General features: G+C 51.7%; 16 protein-coding genes. 8 read left to right on the forward strand and 8 right to left on the reverse strand.

Going from position 1 to position 15,290, the window contains the following annotated elements:
- The first annotated feature begins 410 nt into the window (after positions 1–410).
- From HUE57_RS00835 to HUE57_RS00845, 3 genes are all read left to right on the forward strand, one after another.
- Positions 411–605 carry a hypothetical protein gene (locus tag HUE57_RS00835; protein ID WP_174672533.1) on the forward strand — a complete coding sequence of 65 codons (195 nt, stop codon included), beginning with the start codon at positions 411–413 and terminating at the stop codon, positions 603–605.
- Between the two features lie 272 nt (positions 606–877).
- The gene (locus HUE57_RS00840; RefSeq protein ID WP_078483045.1) at positions 878–1,147 is read left to right on the forward strand and encodes a hypothetical protein; all 270 of its coding nucleotides are present in this window, start codon (positions 878–880) and stop codon (positions 1,145–1,147) included.
- A gap of 92 nt (positions 1,148–1,239) precedes the next feature.
- Positions 1,240–1,857 (forward strand): cysteine peptidase family C39 domain-containing protein, encoded by a 618-nt coding sequence (locus HUE57_RS00845; RefSeq protein ID WP_078483046.1) that lies wholly within the window; start codon positions 1,240–1,242, stop codon positions 1,855–1,857.
- Between the two features lie 143 nt (positions 1,858–2,000).
- Here the strand turns inward: HUE57_RS00845 and HUE57_RS00850 are convergent, their stop codons facing one another.
- On the reverse strand, positions 2,001–2,786 hold the full coding sequence (locus HUE57_RS00850; RefSeq protein ID WP_174672534.1) for a hypothetical protein: 786 nt from the start codon (positions 2,784–2,786) through the stop codon (positions 2,001–2,003).
- 134 nt (positions 2,787–2,920) lie between these two features.
- Here HUE57_RS00850 and HUE57_RS00855 point away from each other — a divergent pair, with 134 nt between their 5' ends.
- Together HUE57_RS00855 and HUE57_RS00860 are read left to right on the forward strand one after the other, a co-directional pair.
- Complete coding sequence (locus HUE57_RS00855) at positions 2,921–3,292, forward strand: transposase (protein ID WP_174672535.1); 372 nt, start codon at positions 2,921–2,923, stop codon at positions 3,290–3,292.
- Entirely contained in the window at positions 3,225–4,076 is an 852-nt protein-coding gene (locus tag HUE57_RS00860) for an IS3 family transposase (protein WP_174672536.1), read from the forward strand. Before HUE57_RS00855 ends, HUE57_RS00860 begins: the two co-directional genes overlap by 68 nt.
- Before the next feature lie 186 nt (positions 4,077–4,262).
- Here the strand turns inward: HUE57_RS00860 and glf are convergent, their stop codons facing one another.
- Genes glf through HUE57_RS00875 form a run of 3 tightly spaced genes read right to left on the reverse strand, consistent with a single transcriptional unit; the run spans position 4,263 to position 7,414 of the window.
- Positions 4,263–5,375 carry a UDP-galactopyranose mutase gene (gene glf, locus HUE57_RS00865; protein WP_078483048.1) on the reverse strand — a complete coding sequence of 371 codons (1,113 nt, stop codon included), beginning with the start codon at positions 5,373–5,375 and terminating at the stop codon, positions 4,263–4,265.
- A 36-nt stretch (positions 5,376–5,411) separates the two neighbouring features.
- Entirely contained in the window at positions 5,412–6,335 is a 924-nt protein-coding gene (locus HUE57_RS00870) for a glycosyltransferase family 2 protein (RefSeq protein WP_078483049.1), read from the reverse strand.
- On the reverse strand, positions 6,332–7,414 hold the full coding sequence (locus tag HUE57_RS00875; RefSeq protein ID WP_174672537.1) for an O-fucosyltransferase family protein: 1,083 nt from the start codon (positions 7,412–7,414) through the stop codon (positions 6,332–6,334). The genes HUE57_RS00870 and HUE57_RS00875 overlap by 4 nt, the downstream gene beginning before the upstream one ends.
- A 196-nt stretch (positions 7,415–7,610) precedes the next feature.
- Between HUE57_RS00875 and HUE57_RS00880 the strand changes: the two genes are divergently transcribed.
- Entirely contained in the window at positions 7,611–8,576 is a 966-nt protein-coding gene (locus HUE57_RS00880) for an NAD-dependent epimerase/dehydratase family protein (protein WP_078483051.1), read from the forward strand.
- Positions 8,577–8,668: 92 nt separating this feature from the next.
- Here the strand turns inward: HUE57_RS00880 and HUE57_RS00885 are convergent, their stop codons facing one another.
- From HUE57_RS00885 to HUE57_RS00900, 4 genes are all read right to left on the reverse strand, one after another.
- Positions 8,669–9,364 carry an HDOD domain-containing protein gene (locus tag HUE57_RS00885; protein ID WP_236860654.1) on the reverse strand — a complete coding sequence of 232 codons (696 nt, stop codon included), beginning with the start codon at positions 9,362–9,364 and terminating at the stop codon, positions 8,669–8,671.
- Entirely contained in the window at positions 9,340–9,507 is a 168-nt protein-coding gene (locus tag HUE57_RS00890) for a hypothetical protein (protein ID WP_174672538.1), read from the reverse strand. Before HUE57_RS00890 ends, HUE57_RS00885 begins: the two co-directional genes overlap by 25 nt.
- Positions 9,508–9,750: 243 nt before the next feature.
- Entirely contained in the window at positions 9,751–10,587 is an 837-nt protein-coding gene (locus tag HUE57_RS00895; protein WP_172840183.1) for a phosphate/phosphite/phosphonate ABC transporter substrate-binding protein, read from the reverse strand.
- A gap of 194 nt (positions 10,588–10,781) precedes the next feature.
- Positions 10,782–10,988, reverse strand: a complete 207-nt coding sequence (locus HUE57_RS00900) for a hypothetical protein (RefSeq protein ID WP_174672539.1) — start codon at positions 10,986–10,988, stop codon at positions 10,782–10,784.
- A 79-nt stretch (positions 10,989–11,067) separates the two neighbouring features.
- Between HUE57_RS00900 and HUE57_RS00905 the strand changes: the two genes are divergently transcribed.
- A complete protein-coding gene (locus HUE57_RS00905; RefSeq protein ID WP_078483056.1) occupies positions 11,068–12,135 on the forward strand; it encodes an efflux RND transporter periplasmic adaptor subunit in 1,068 nt (355 codons plus the stop codon).
- A complete protein-coding gene (locus HUE57_RS00910; RefSeq protein ID WP_236725648.1) occupies positions 12,135–15,263 on the forward strand; it encodes an efflux RND transporter permease subunit in 3,129 nt (1,042 codons plus the stop codon). The genes HUE57_RS00905 and HUE57_RS00910 overlap by 1 nt, the downstream gene beginning before the upstream one ends.
- Positions 15,264–15,290: the final 27 nt, after the last annotated feature.

The following is a 15,290-nucleotide window of genomic DNA, read 5'->3' on the forward strand; positions in this document are numbered from 1 at the left end:
GAGCAAGCAGGCCAATGGCCAACAGAAGCGTGATTAAAGAGACATTCATAATTCGCATAGCACCACCTACACTGCAAGAAATTGAATCCCTTCACCAATACAACTCATCTGCATCATAGCAAAAACAGTACGTTACAACCTGTTGTTGGCATCAATCACCCTCTGCCGCTTCAGCGATGCACCTCCACCCTATAACGGTACCCCGCCAGAGTGATAAAAACGCAACAAACCGTTGTAATTGATGGTCATAAACAATGGCTAAGCACGCTAACTCCAACTCAATTGCAAATATCGACTACCTGTCTATAACAGAGTATTTATTAACAAGTCACGCTGCCACAATCGTAAGCAATATCCAGTCTGGAATATCAACCAAGCTGCGATCTTCGGGAGTCGCTTTTTGCGAAAGTTTGTTTTGGGCATCCAAGCCCAAGCAAACAGCAAAACTTAACGCGACCGTTTATGCCTTCGGCGCCCCGACGTCCTGCGTACGTTGCGTAATCACCTCTTCGCGGCTCTACACAACTCCCTCAGTGACTCTACGCCGACATAAAGCCGCTGCTGCATCTTCTCCGTCGTTCGCTCGCGCTCTCAACTACGATTAGGCAGACGGCGTCGACTATCGGGGACTAACCGCCCTCACTTCGCTCTCCATGGCGGTCAGCGCGGGAACCCTGCTTAGGGCGCATCCATTAACACGCGGCTGCGATACCCAATCAATCACATACCATTCCAATCAACAGCGGCTACACTCATGGAAAGAGGGGCAGCTAAATAACATCTGTCTTTCGAGGGTATTTGGCTGGTGAGGGGTTGTAGCTGTTGTTGACGATTCCGGCACCAATGTTCAACGACCAGATACACAAAGGAGAGAATCATGAAGAAATTAGTCTCAACTGTTCTTGCCGTGTTCATGCTCTTTGGCTCTCTTCCACTCTACGCCTCAGAGGCTGGTCCGGCTCGAGTTAGCGGCACCCCAGTCACACAGGCTCACTCCTTGAGTGGCAGCGAATTGAATGCTCTCGCATCTCTGGAGCGAAAATCTCAACAGGCAGCTACCGTTAAGGCCGGCGAGATGAGCGACGAGGCGATCATCGCCGTTACGGTCATTTCTGTCGCCGTACTGGTGTACGCTATCTCCGAGTAGCAACCATTAAATATCTTCACTATTGGCCATCGTGTTGAGTCTCACCACGATGGCCTTTTTCAATCCACCACCCGAGTAGCCAGATCACGCCCATGACATTACGCACACTCACCCTTCTGCCCATCGTGTTGATCAGCCTGCTAATGAGTGGCTGCATCAATATGCCAATCAAAGAGAGCGGCGAGAGGGCGTTTCAGAGAGAGTTTGCTGGCATGACCTATATAAAGGTCCCTTACGTCGAACAGGAGAGCGCTGTGACCTGCGGTGTTGCGGTCATCCAGAGTGTTTCCGACTTCTGGGGCTCGCCCATCGATCAGCAGACCATGCTTGTGGATCACCCCCCTGCCGACACCGAAGAGGGTTACTCTCTGGCCGAACTCAAGACAATTGTTAAGAGGCACTCGCGTTTGAAGGCCTTTGTACTGAAGGCAAATGGTAAGTTGCTCGAACAGATGATCGCCAAGGGTCGCCCGGTCATAGTCGCCGTGCGCACCGAACCGAGACCATATATCGAGACCCCTTTCGAATTTACGCGCAGGCTGGTGCGCATTCTCGCCGAGGAGTACAACCACTACATTGCGGTGATAGGGATTAACAAGGAGAAGGTCGCCATCATGGACCCTGCGCAGGGCTTCTACGTGATGAAGCGTGACCGATTTAACACCATCTGGGCCGAACTCGGTAACGCCTCACTATTGATTGCGAAGTAGCGATAGTTTGATCTGCATATTATTAAAATCGCTCTAATAATCAGCAAGAGACTCACTCTCAACGACTCAATAAATAATACCTATGCAATCACGCACTCGAATCAAAATATAATAATCGCCTTCGCCAGCAAATCGACTGAAGATCAACTGCAAAGTTTGATAATGCTCTTTCTTGCCGACCACGGTAACGATGATAGTCGGTAGGGTGAAGGCAGGCGAAGCTCACCCTTGACACTCTCAAGATACTCAATGACACGCAGCCCCTTATCAAAGGCCTTTGCATTTCTCGCCAACATTAATTCCGGGGGTGATTCAGACAAACTTTTATAGGCGCCGTTTTTATAGGTGTAGGGATACTCTCTTCCCTTTTGATGGAGTAGGAATAATACCGAACCTCCAAAATAGGGAAGAATGTTTGCTCCACCACCCTGCACCGCCACATACACCTGTGCATCGGCGAGCAGGTTGAGTTTTGTACGATTGTAATCACCGCCAGACTCCAGCGTTGATTGCTCAAGGTCGGTCACATGATTATATCGATTTATAATCTCACGATCCGGATAGTGACAGGCCGAGTTATGATCATCGGAATAACCCGAAAGGGGAATTCTAGGACAACTATAGATCACTTGATAACGATCGGCAGTGAGATCCATCAATCGTTCAAGCGCATATAGCGGCATGTAATTTATCGGGCCAACATCCCACTCAACCGTGAATTTATTCTGAACAAACAGTGTCGGCCGCTCACCCCGGGATTGACTACTTCGGTAATGCCCTCGGTAATCGATATAGACTTTCCAGGGATTAACTACGCCATCAAACTCATTACAGTAAGGCCAGTATCGCTCGTGCACGGGCAAGCACCGACGGGGCTCATCCTTCTCCTCAAACTCATCCTCATCGAGAAAGAAATAGTATGGACGCATTCCATTGTAGGAAACTATTCTCCGCCCCCTGAGATGCCCCTCCTGCTTCAGCCAAGCGACAAAGGGACAAACTGAACCTCCCCAGTTTAACGGGTACTTTTAATAAGCGACAATGTCGCCATAGGAGTATCCAAATGACTAGAAAACGCAAGCCATATAAGACCTACACCAAAGAGTTCAAATTAGAAGCGGTTCGCCTGATGGATGAGTCTGATAGACCAGCCACTGATATCGCTATGGAGCTTGGTATTCGGCGTAATCAACTCTACAAATGGAAAGAGCAGTTATCCAACAAAGGAAACAAAGCCTTTGAAGGTCCGGGAAGGCCAAAGAAGCAGGATCAAAGCGAAGTCACCACCCTTCGCCAAGAGAATGAACGGCTGAAAGAGGAGCTTGAAATCCTAAAAAAAGCCGCCGCGTACTTTGCGAGGATCTCAAGTGAAGTACGCCTTTATTCAATCGCTCAGCACAAAGCATCGAATTATACGGCTCTGTCATGCGCTTGATGTATCAGTGAATGGCTACTATTCATGGTGCAACCGACCTGAAAGCAAGCGCTCCATTGAGGATCGCCAGCTCACCGCTAAAATAAAGCTGTTTCACAAGGCAAGTCGGCAGATCTATGGATCGCCTCGCATCCATAAAGATCTGCAAGAGATGGGCGAACGTGTTGGTGTTAATCGTGTGGCCAGACTGATGAGGGCAAATGACATTGCCTCTAAGATGGCTAGAAAGTTTGTCATAACGACTAACTCAAAGAACACGATGCAGCCCGCGCCAGATCTGCTTAAGCGAGAGTTTGATGTGGAAAGACCTGATAAAGCCTGGGTCTCTGACACCACCTTCATACCGACGCGGCAAGGGTGGCTTTATCTGGCCGTCATCATTGATCTCTATTCAAGGCATGTCATTGGCTGGGCTATGAGCAACCATAACAACACTCTACTGGTGAAGGACGCACTCACGATGGCTATCTGGCGAAGAGGCCGAGTAGAGTCTGTAGTTGTGCACTCAGACCACTATACTTCAGGTGACTACCAGAGGCTGTTGAAAGAGAGCTCATTACGCTGCAGCATGAGCCGTAAAGGTGAATGCCTGGATAATGCGGTGGCGGAAAGTTTCTTCGGTACACTTAAGACCGAACTGGTAGATTACGAAGATTACAAAACCAAACAGGAAGCAAAGCAGAGTCTGTTTGAATACATCGAAGTCTTTTATAACAGACGCAGGCGTCACTCGTACTTGGGGTATGTAAGTCCTGCAGAATACGAGGCAAAGTGTGCCTCTTAATTAATTCATCCGTTAAACCTGGGGAGCCTCAAACGTCATCATCTCAGAGCCATACTCACCTACATACTCAAGTCTCGACTCTTTTTTTAGTAGACCCAATGCATGATCAAGCAACCTATCATTGATACGGCGGTTATCTCTATTTTTCATTCGCAAATGCTTTACTCGTAGAGAGGCGTATCGGAATCAAAGCGTAGACGCCAGCTTCAAGGCTCTGGCGACAACCTGATCCATATTGTAATACATGTAGTCACCCAGTCTGCCCGCAAACAGCACAGACTCACTGATCTTTTCTGCCTCATCTTTATAGCGACGCAGCAGCGATCTATTTTCCCTGATTGGCATCGGGTAGCAGGGGGTATTCATGCCAGGTTCATGTTGAACTGGATATTCATACAACAGCGTAGTGGATGTGGATGATTGTCCCGTCAACTGGGTAAACTCTGTCACCCGCGTGTAGTCATGATCATTCGGATAGTTGACCACTCCAGCTTTTTGAAATCTGCTTATCGGCAGTGTTTGATATTTAAAGTCGATGCTCCGATAAGGCAGCCGTCCAAACTTGTAGCCAAAATATTGATCAATCGAGCCGGTAAAAACCAGCCGCTTATACTCAACCCTACTTTGTATCTCTTCCCATTCAGCCCCTAACATTACTTCGATATTCGGATGATCGAGCATATTATTAACCATCGCGGTATATCCACCCACCGGAATCGCCTGGTAGGTGTCTTGGAAGTAACCATCATCACGAGAAAGCGAGACTGGAACACGCGCTGTAACCGATGGCAACAACTGCTCTGGCTCCACCCCCCATTGTTTGAGTGAGTATTGCTCAAACACACGCTGATAGACCGATTCAGCGAATGCCCTAATATCCGAATCACTACTCTCCATCAACTGAAGAATCGGTACCCTTTCACCATTGCAATATGTGTTTAACAGCTTTTCGATGTAACGTTGCGACATCTGTTTGGGAAACAGCTTTTCTATACTATTCAGATTTACAGGTAACGGCACATACTCACCATCAATAGAACCAAGCACATGGTGCCTGTAGCTATGCCATTCAGTAAATTTCGAAAGATAGTCCCACACCACACGGCTATTTGTGTGGAATATGTGGGGGCCGTATCGATGCACGGTTATCCCACACTCATCCTCTTCATCAAAGGCATTTCCAGCCACATGATTGCGCTGATCGACAACCAGCACAGACTCTCCACGCCTGGTTGCAATCTGCTCTGCCAATGTCGCACCGGTCAAACCCGCACCCACGACAAGCCACTCTGTCTTCATCTGCCGTCCTCAACCGGATAAAAGATCATATCCACATCAAGCCCAGTCCGTTCTCGCCTTTTCCGACTCAGCAACTCGTTTCTGGATATCGGCCATTTGTTCGCCAAACTTCTCAACCAGTAACTTATGATTCGTAATTAGCTGCTGTTTACGCCTATCCAGATTGCCAAAGCTCTCTGTACCTCTAGCTCCGGCCTGACGAAATCCCGCGTCATACCATGCCACCTGGCCGCCCTGCAGCCATACCTGTAAAGAGAGCGCGACGTCAAAATGGATACCCGGCCAACCCACTTGAGAAAAATCCAGATCGAAACCCCCCATATCAACAAACGCCTTCCGGCGTATAAACACGGGTCCTACATTGATCGCCTCGACAAACCGGTGCATTGGTCCTCCACCTTCGCTGTGTAACGCCTCTTTTTTGTACTGGTTAGTAAGATCACCAGCAGACCAATACTGCTTCTGTTCAACACTATCTGACTCAATACCTTGAAAACCGAGCCAGCCACCGAGCACGATCAGATCTGGATAGCGATTGAATAACGATACCGCTTCATCGAACCAAGCGGACGTTGAGGGCGGGGCGTCATCATCCTGCAACAGGCAGACAAGCTCACCATTGGCATAACGAAGCGCACGGTCATAGGTTCTAATCTCGTGCAGATCGTTTGAGTGAATGACAAAGTCGTTCGGGCGGTTGAAATATTTCAGCCACTGCCGAAGGGAACCATCAACCGAGCCATCCTCACAGACGATGCACTCCTGATAGGGAAGACTCTGTAGCCTTTCGGCCAACATCTTAATATTGTCACAGTGGTTGAACGACTGGATAACGAAGGTGACTTTCGGTGCCTCAATGTAACGCTCCTCACTCTCACTTCGCTTTCGTTTCTTCTCTCTTACTTTGAAATCAAACCACAGTTTTTTTAAATTAAGCCATTTCTTAACCGTTCTAATCATTCAGTCTTACTCTTTCGGTAGCTCAGAAAAGAGACTCGGCCATGTTTTCGGTGCCACTTATCCCACTTACGAAGAATCTTGTATCTCTGTTGTGCCCAGTAGTGGCGAATCTTATCTACGAACGAAACGCCCATCATTTCATGATTCAAGTCGATGCAAGGCAATTCTGGATTAAAGTAGATTGCAAACTCTCCAACCGCAGAACAGCACTTCAACAAAAAGTCACAGCGCGACAGAAGCAGGCAATCTAGCAACACCTCTTCACCCTTGATGTAGCCACTCCCCTGCTTGCGTTGCTGGAATGCATTTATAGAGCGTCTTGAGCGCGACACATCGAGCGAGAGAACGCGATCACCATATCGCGTACGCATCTCATCTAGATATTGAACCTGATCGGTTGCAACAAATATTTTACATTCTGGATTTTCCAGGACATATCGATCGATATATGGAAAATATTGCTTAGGTGGAATGATTTTCATCAACTGCGTTGCAGAGTCAGCCGTGCCTTTATCGGTACCACGCATATGTATACCTAGCACTTTGTGACCCGCAAACAGCCGCTCTACGAACGACTCGAGCAGTTCAACCAGATGCGGCTTGAGATGGATGTATTTCTGAATAACAGCATGAGCCCGCTCTCTGTTGTCCCGATACCACGCCTCATCAAGCTCGACCTTATCTTTGAAGACTCCATACGGATAGGCAAAAACGCTTCGCTCATCGCCTGCATGCAGATGCCATAGCTCACTGTTCGTCAGCCGATGCAGATCACCACCCTGCAAAGAGTCATCCGGATCAACCAATCGCCGCTCAACATCCTCATAGGTAACGCCTGCCACCGGCTCGAAATAGTAGTCCCATGTGTTTTCGCCATACTCAGGATCGTAATAGGCATTGCTACCATTTTCAGACCATGAGCCAAAATGGACCACAGGCGTATACCCCTCACGTTCACAGTGGAGTAACTGGTTAATAACAAAAGTCACATACGCAAAAAAACCCGCATTAGCATGATTAATACGGATCTCGAACAAGCCCTGCTCGCAATCTTCCTGAATTTCACTACCACCCTTCACTACGGCACCTATCATAACGACTCATTGTTGCTTGCACTTGGAGCTGATATCACTTGCGTTGATCACTATACCGATCACGCGCCAAGTTACCACGCACTCTGAAACAATCATCTTATCTGTATCAAAACCGTGATATCAGTTAGGCTATCCGCTCGAAAAAAAAACATCATCCCATCTAAAATCGGAATAACAACATATGAAGAGTGCTCTGGTGTGCGGTGCTGGCGGATTTATTGGCAGTCATTTAGTCAAACGCCTTAAACGAGAGGGTTTTTGGGTTCGCGGAGTCGATCTGAAATTTCCTGAATTTGCAGCAACAGAAGCCGATGACTTCGTCGTCGGCGATCTACGCGACCCACACCTCTGCAGTCATGTAATTGATCGGCCTTTCACCGAGGTATACCAGCTTGCTGCCGACATGGGAGGGGCTGGCTTCGTTTTTATCGGCGACAACGATGCCGACATCATGCACAACTCTGCCATGATCAACCTCAACGTGCTCGAAGCCTGCCGTAAGCGCAACAATAAACACATCTTTTATTCATCATCAGCCTGCGTTTATCCGGAATTCAATCAGGAGACTGCCAACGACCCCACCACCGAGGAGAGCACGGTCTACCCAGCCCAGCCTGACAGTGATTATGGTTGGGAGAAGCTCTTTAGCGAACGCCTCTACCTCGCCTACCAGCGAAACTATGACATGCAGGTTAGAGTCGGCCGATACCACAACATCTTTGGCCCCGAGGGTTCATGGAATGATGGTCGCGAAAAGGCACCCGCCGCACTGTGCCGCAAGGTTGCCGAGGCTGATGATGGAGGTGAGATTGAGATATGGGGCGACGGGGAACAGACACGTTCATTTCTATATATAGATGAGTGCCTTGAAGCAACCACACGTTTCATGCGCTCAGACTGGGCGGGGCCAGTCAATATTGGCTCCGAGGAGATGATCACTATCAACGGTTTAGCTGAGATGATTATGGCGGTCGCTGGAAAATCATTAACGCTACGTCACATCGAAGGCCCTCTTGGAGTACGTGGACGCAACTCAGACAACCGACTCTATGAAAAAATGATTGGCTGGAAAGTGAGTGAACTGCTTAAAAAAGGCGTTGAACTGACCTATCCGTGGATTGAAGAGCAGTTACAAACCTCGTCATAACCGTGACGACAATAGAGACGCCACTCAGATCAAGAGCCTAAAGAGGCAGAACCGCTCAAATGAATGACTGGCATCGCTATTAATCTACCACCTCAAACGAGTACAAACTCACTGACATCATCCTCAAGGTCGCTGTAATCCAGGCTGGTTAAACCTAGCGCTTCCAACACACCATCCTTTACCCACAGCCACTCCGAATTCGAGTGAAAACGACGGGTTCGCTCAACAATATTCTCTGCCATCTTCAGAATGGAGTACATCGTGACAAAAGCCTCGTCACTCGACTGATCAAGCGCATCCTCTTCATGGTGTCGGAGGATCAGTTCGCAGAGTCCACGCGGTAGATCCCATGAATTAGCGATGAAGTAACCAACGACCGCATGGTTGGTATTATATCGCTCCTCCTCCAGCTCAGAGATCGTCGCATCGTGCTTCTCATTCGCCTCAATCAATAGACTCTTGTAGTCATCAAACCTGTTTGCCATTGCTGGGATACCACAATCATGGAAAAGCCCCACCGCATACAGCTCCTCGAATTGCACTTTTTGATCGGTCTTTTTGCCAATGTAAACCATGGTCTTTGCAACATCTGTCGCCTCATCCCAGAACCGCTCATGGGAGATGCACGACTTTTGATTCATTGCATGTCTGATCTCGTGGGTCGCAACCAGATTGGCCACTGAACGTGTACCCAACAGCATGACCGCCTGCTGGATATCGGAGATCATGCGTGAGAGTCCATAGTAGGGTGAATTAATAGTCTTCAGGATCGCGGCAGACAGGCCCACGTCACTCGCCACACACTCAGCCACCTTGGATGGATCGGGGTTTCTTCATTCGCAAGCCGCTGAATCTGACTCAACACCTCGGGTTTTGCTGGAATATGGAAACCACGAATAATCTCTTCAGCCGTCTTGTCATCAATCAGCATTGCTGTCCTCCAACCTATCAAACAGAGCCACCCGTACGGCCCATGGCATCACGAATAGCGTGATAGAGAGCTGACCACAGTATTGGTCGCTCTAAATTTCACATGAAGATTTTACAACCCAGACAATCAACAGGTTGTAAACAAGCGTTAAATGGCGTGCTTGAATTCAAAAATCAGTAGTAGATCAAATACAGACAATAATAAAGGCTGCCGAAGCAGCCTTTTTTAACATTGAAGATGTAACTATCGTTCGAGCTGGAATCCCCAAATAGGATCGAGAAGCTCGCCAACACCGTCATAATCATCCTCGCTGGCCGCGACGAAGTTCTTGCGCTTAAAGGTCTCCAGCAGACCCGCGGCCTTTGCCAGACCCTCTTCACTCAGAAGCGCCGTGGTCAACTTTTCGTGAAGCTCCTCATCAACCTCATCGGTAATGGAGATGGTGCGTTCTGGGTAGCTGCGTTCAGGTGCGTAGAGCAATTTGAAGCCAGCCTGATCCATCTTTTCCCAGTGTTTATCACGAAGTACTGCTGCCTCGGCTTTGCCCGCCTTGAGACACTCGACCAGCCCCTTGAAGCCCTTCACCGAGAGCATTACTGGCTGACGCACCGGATTATCGAACTGTTGTAGGAAGGCCATAGTAAGCATGTTGGGTGATGCGAAAGAGCAGACCTTCTTGCCGCTCAATTTTTTGATGTCAGTAACACTAGAGCTCTCAGGCACCACCACTACGATTCGGATTGCGCCCGGCAGACGTACCAACGGTGCATGACCCAGCATCTCCATGCGCCAACCGACAAAGTGAGGACCATCAAAGACGATATCGTACTCACCCTCACGCATGTTATTGGTGTATTCGAGGTAGTTGCGAGCCGGTTCGATAGCGATCTTCTGTCCAGAGACCTCGCTCAGGTAATTAACCAGCGGCGTGTAGAGCTGCACCGTCTTCTCCGGCGAATGGGTCGGTGCGGTCGAGAAGACCAGCGCCTCCTCATCCTCCGCCTGTACGCCCTGTGAAACGGTGACAGCTACCGAGAGAAGTGCAAGAGAGAACCAGCGCGAGAAAAAGCTTCTTATCATTATCATCCCCATCCATCTTTATCTATTTTTATCGTGGTATCCGCCATCATTCAAAGACCCAATCCATGGCGGCGATTCCTATCAAATCGCGCGACATAGAACTGATACCGAGCGAGTTGTACACTTTTACCAACGCTGACCGCCATGGATAGCGAAGCGAAGGCGGTTAGTCCGCGATAGTCGACGCCGTCTGCCTATTCGTAGTTGAGAGCGCGAGCGAACGACGAAGAAGATGCAGCAGCGGCTTTATGTCGGCGTAGAGTCAGTGAGGGAGTTGTGTAGAGCCGCGAAGAGGTGATTACGCAACGTACGCAGGACGGTCGGGGCGCCGTAGGCATAAACGGTCGCGTTAAGTATTTGCCGCTTGCTTGGGCTTGGATGCCCAAAACATGCTTCCGCAAAAATAGCGACTCCGATAATCGCTGTCCAAGGAAAGAGATGATTGCTACGCTCCCGGTAATAAGAAGAACCACCAGCCCTATGCAACGACTCATATACCTACTCACACTCTCAACAGCATTGCTGATCACTGCCTGCGGTGATCAGCAGGCCAATGGCGACAAAAAACGCCCCAAACAGGCGCATCTGGTCGAAACGATCGATGTCAGCCTTGAGACGGCGGGGCACCGCACCACCCTCACCGGCACCCTGCAGGCGCGCCGCCAGGTTGAGATACACAACCAGGAGGATGGTCGTATCGTTGAGCTACCTTTCTTTGAGGGTGATCAGATCAGCGAAGGCGATCGCCTCGTTAGCATGGAGCGCGATCTCCTCAAGGCACAGCTCGACAAGGCGAGCGCTACTCGCCGCCAGGCTGAACTTGATCTGAAACGCATTGAACGACTGGTAAAACAGAAGCTTGCCGCCGATGACCAACTGGCACGCACACGCACTGCGCTTGATGTCGCCCGCGCCGAGGAGCGAGTACTCGAGACACGCCTGCAGTACACCCTGATCAGCGCCCCCTTTGATGGCATTCTCAGCGCACGCCTCGCCTCACCCGGCGACATCGCACCTCGCCACACCCACCTGTTGACCCTGATCGACCCCGCCTCGCTGATTACGCGGGTAGCCGTCTCCGAACTGATGCTACCCGCACTGCAGACCGGCGATACGCTCGATGTACGCATCGATGCACTTGGTGAGCGCACCTTCCCCGGCACTATCCTCCGCATCCACCCCACCCTTGATGAGCAGAGTCGTCAGGGCATTATAGAAGTTGAGATCAAACCCGTTCCCGCTGGTGCGCGTGCCGGTCAGCTCTGTCGTATCACCCTCAGCACCAATCTCGCCGAACGACTGCTGCTACCAGCCACCGCAATCCAGAGTGGTCGTAGCGGCAGTTTCGTCTACCGTGTCGATGGCGAAGGCAAGGCTCGGCAGGTTGAGGTGGTCACGGGAATTCATCTCGGCAACCGTATCGAGATTCTCGACGGACTCGGCGCGGGCGACCAGATCATCACACGCGGTTTTCTCGGTCTACGTCCCGGCAAGGCAGTCATCGAACCCGGCAAATCGAAACCAGAGAAGGGTAAGGCAGCAAACTAGTGGCTACCATTCAGCGCGCCATCTCTGAACGAAGCGGCGGTCTCGCTGCCTGGGCGATACGCCATCCGATCGGCATCATCATGCTGGTATTAGCGCTAGTGGTTCTGGGCATGACCGCCCTGCAGCGCCTTGCCGTCGATCTGTTGCCGCATCTGATCTACCCCGAAGTAAGAGTACGGATTCTCGACAGCGGCGTCCCCGCCAAGGTGATGGAAGACCGTGTTACCCGCCAGCTTGAAGAGCAGCTGGCAATCACTGAGGATGCGATCAGCGTCCAGTCGCGCACCACTGAGGGACGCTCCTCAGTCGACCTCACCTTCCCCTACGGAAAAGATATCGACCTGGCGCTGCGCGATGCCAGTACCCGTCTCGACCGAGCCAAACGCTTTCTGCCCGATACCATCGATGCACCGGTGATCTACAAACGCGACCCGGCGCAGATCGCGATACTCGAATTCATTATCAGCTCCAATGAACGCAGTACCGTCGAGCTGCGCAGCTGGACCGACTACACCTTCTCCAAGTGGTTCCTCAATCTGCCGGGGGTCGCGGCGGCTGAGGTCGGTGGTGGACTGGTACGCGAGATCCAGATACTGCCCGACCAGGGACGTCTTGAAGGACTGGGGCTAAAACTCGACGACCTTATCGGCACCCTCGAGGAGGGCAACCTGGAGGCACCGGGGGGGCGTCTCTACCTACCGCAGCGTGAACTGCCGACCCGCACCAGCGCACGCTTCACCTCCATCGAGCAGATCACTGCCCTGCCGATAAGTCTGCCCGATGGCAGCACCATTCGCCTCGATGAGGTCGCTCAGGTGGTCGACAGCCACGAGGATGAACGACTACGGGTACGCCTCAATGACCGCCCTGGCCTCAAGCTCTCAATTCAGAAACAGCCCGGCGCCAATACCCTTGATGTCGCCGAGATGGTCCACACACGCCTCGACTGGCTCCGCTCGCAGCAGCTAATTCCCGAGGATATCGTCATCGAGGCGGTCTCCGATCAGAGCATCTACGTCAGTCAGGCGGTCAACAATACGGTCATTGCTGCTAGCAGTGGTGCGCTGCTGGCGATGATTGTCGTCTACCTCTTTCTTGGCAGCCTGCGCCGCACCCTGATCATCGGCAGTGTGATTCCAATTGCCGTCTCAGCAACTTTTATATTGATGGACGTCGGTGGACTGACCCTCAATATCATGACCCTGGGTGGCCTGACCGTCGGTATCGGAATGCTGGTCGATAACACCATCGTGATGCTGGAGAACATCTACCGCCATCAGCGCGAGGGGGAGCGGTGGGATGAGGCAGGCCGCCATGCTGCCGGTGAAATCAACAGCGCCATCGTCGCCTCCACCTCAACCAACCTCGCGGCGATCCTCCCCTTTCTCTTCATTAGCGGTCTGATCGGGCTACTATTTCGCGAGCTGATCTTCACCATCTCGGCGGCGATCTTCGCCTCACTACTGGTAGCACTCACGCTGGTACCCTCACTTGCGGTGCGGGTGCCCCTCGGTCAGATCAGTCCTCTGCGAAAACACATCGATACCCTGATCAGGGCGCTGCAACTACGCTACGGCAACACCCTGGAGCGAGTCATCGCGAGCACTGGACGCAGAGTGTTCATGGTCGCACTCTTCTGTTCCGCCCTCTTCATCTCGCTGCAGGGCATCCTTGGCGAGAATCAGACCTTCCTGCCGCGCCTTGATGATGGCAACGTCAACATCCACATCACCGGTGACAGCGGCATCACCATGACTGAGATGGATCAGCAGGTCGCCACCATTGAGGCGCTACTCAATGAGCAACCCGAGGTGGTCTCAATCTTCTCTACCGTCGGTGGTTTTATCTTTGGTCGCTCACAGTATGAGTCGAGTAATCGCGGCAGCCTGGTGGTACAGCTCACACCACGCAGTCAACGCGACAGCAACACCGATAGCTGGGTGGCGAAGATGCGCAAACTGGTCGCCAAACAGCAGCTGCCCGGCATTAAGGTGCGCATCCGAACCCGAGGGGTACGCGGCATCCGCATCAGCAGCGGCGATGACGACATCAGCATGCGCCTGCAGGGACCCGACCTTGATCGACTCGATGAGCTCGCCTATCAGATCGTAGATCAGCTGCAGGGGGTTGAGGGTATCAGCAACCTGAGCCACTCCTCTGAGGAGCTGCGCCAGGAGCTGGCAGTCACCATTGATCGTGACCGCGCTGCTACCCTGGGGCTAAGTGCCAAAGAGATCTCCGATGCGATCCAACTCGCTATCACCGGGCGTATCGTCACCGACTATCTTGAGGGCGACCGCAGCTACGATATCCGCGTACGACTTCCACGCAGCGAGATCAGCGGTATCGAATCGCTTCAGCAACTCCTGCTCTACACCAATAATGGCGAACAGCAGGCGATCCATCTGCGTGAGGTGGCACAGATCGCGCTGGTCCCTGCCGCCGCTCAGATCATGCGCGACAACCAACAGCGCATCGTCGAGGTAAGCGCATCACTAAGTGGCAGCGCCACGCTGGGCGAGGTGTTGCAGCATATCGATTCACGACTCAGCGAACTTCAGCTACCCGAGGGTTACGTGATCTACGAAGCGGGCGCCTCTGAAACCCTTAAACGCGGTCAGACAACCACCACCATGCTGCTCGGTCTGGCGCTATTTCTCGTCTTTGTGGTGATGGCGGTCCAATATGAGTCGCTACGTAATCCACTGATCATCCTGCTCGCCATCCCCTTCACCCTGATCGGTGTCGCCACCGGCATCAATGCGCTTGAGCTGCCCCTTTCAATGCCGGTCTGGCTCGGGGTGATCATGCTGGTCGGTATTGTGGTCAACAACGCCATCGTGCTGGTGGAGACCATTGAGCTGTTGCGGCAACAGGGAAGCCTGCTGCTGGAGGCGATTGTTGAGGCGGCTCGCATCCGCCTGCGCCCTATCCTGATGACCACCCTCACCACCATAGTCGGCCTGCTTCCGTTAGCACTCGGGCTCGGTGAAGGGGCTGAGATGCTACGCCCTCTGGCGGTCTGCATCGTCTTTGGTCTCTCCTTCTCGGCACTTGTAACCCTCTTTCTGCTACCTGCTATCTATCACATACTGCACAGCGACAACGAGGCTGCATACCAGCGCTGAGGATCGTGCTATATCTATAGTCAGCCA

This window comes from Candidatus Reidiella endopervernicosa, from assembly GCF_013343005.1.
Lineage (GTDB): Bacteria > Pseudomonadota > Gammaproteobacteria.

Coding starts and splice junctions, on each gene's coding strand:
- HUE57_RS00850 (WP_174672534.1), bottom strand. CDS start 2,786: ATGCGTCCATACTATTTCTTTCTCGATGAGGATGAGTTTGAGGAGAAG.
- HUE57_RS00895 (WP_172840183.1), bottom strand. CDS start 10,587: ATGATAAGAAGCTTTTTCTCGCGCTGGTTCTCTCTTGCACTTCTCTCG.
- HUE57_RS00880 (WP_078483051.1), top strand. CDS start 7,611: ATGAAGAGTGCTCTGGTGTGCGGTGCTGGCGGATTTATTGGCAGTCAT.
- glf (WP_078483048.1), bottom strand. CDS start 5,375: ATGAAGACAGAGTGGCTTGTCGTGGGTGCGGGTTTGACCGGTGCGACA.
- HUE57_RS00890 (WP_174672538.1), bottom strand. CDS start 9,507: ATGCTGATTGATGACAAGACGGCTGAAGAGATTATTCGTGGTTTCCAT.
- HUE57_RS00905 (WP_078483056.1), top strand. CDS start 11,068: ATGCAACGACTCATATACCTACTCACACTCTCAACAGCATTGCTGATC.
- HUE57_RS00840 (WP_078483045.1), top strand. CDS start 878: ATGAAGAAATTAGTCTCAACTGTTCTTGCCGTGTTCATGCTCTTTGGC.
- HUE57_RS00870 (WP_078483049.1), bottom strand. CDS start 6,335: ATGATTAGAACGGTTAAGAAATGGCTTAATTTAAAAAAACTGTGGTTT.
- HUE57_RS00855 (WP_174672535.1), top strand. CDS start 2,921: ATGACTAGAAAACGCAAGCCATATAAGACCTACACCAAAGAGTTCAAA.
- HUE57_RS00845 (WP_078483046.1), top strand. CDS start 1,240: ATGACATTACGCACACTCACCCTTCTGCCCATCGTGTTGATCAGCCTG.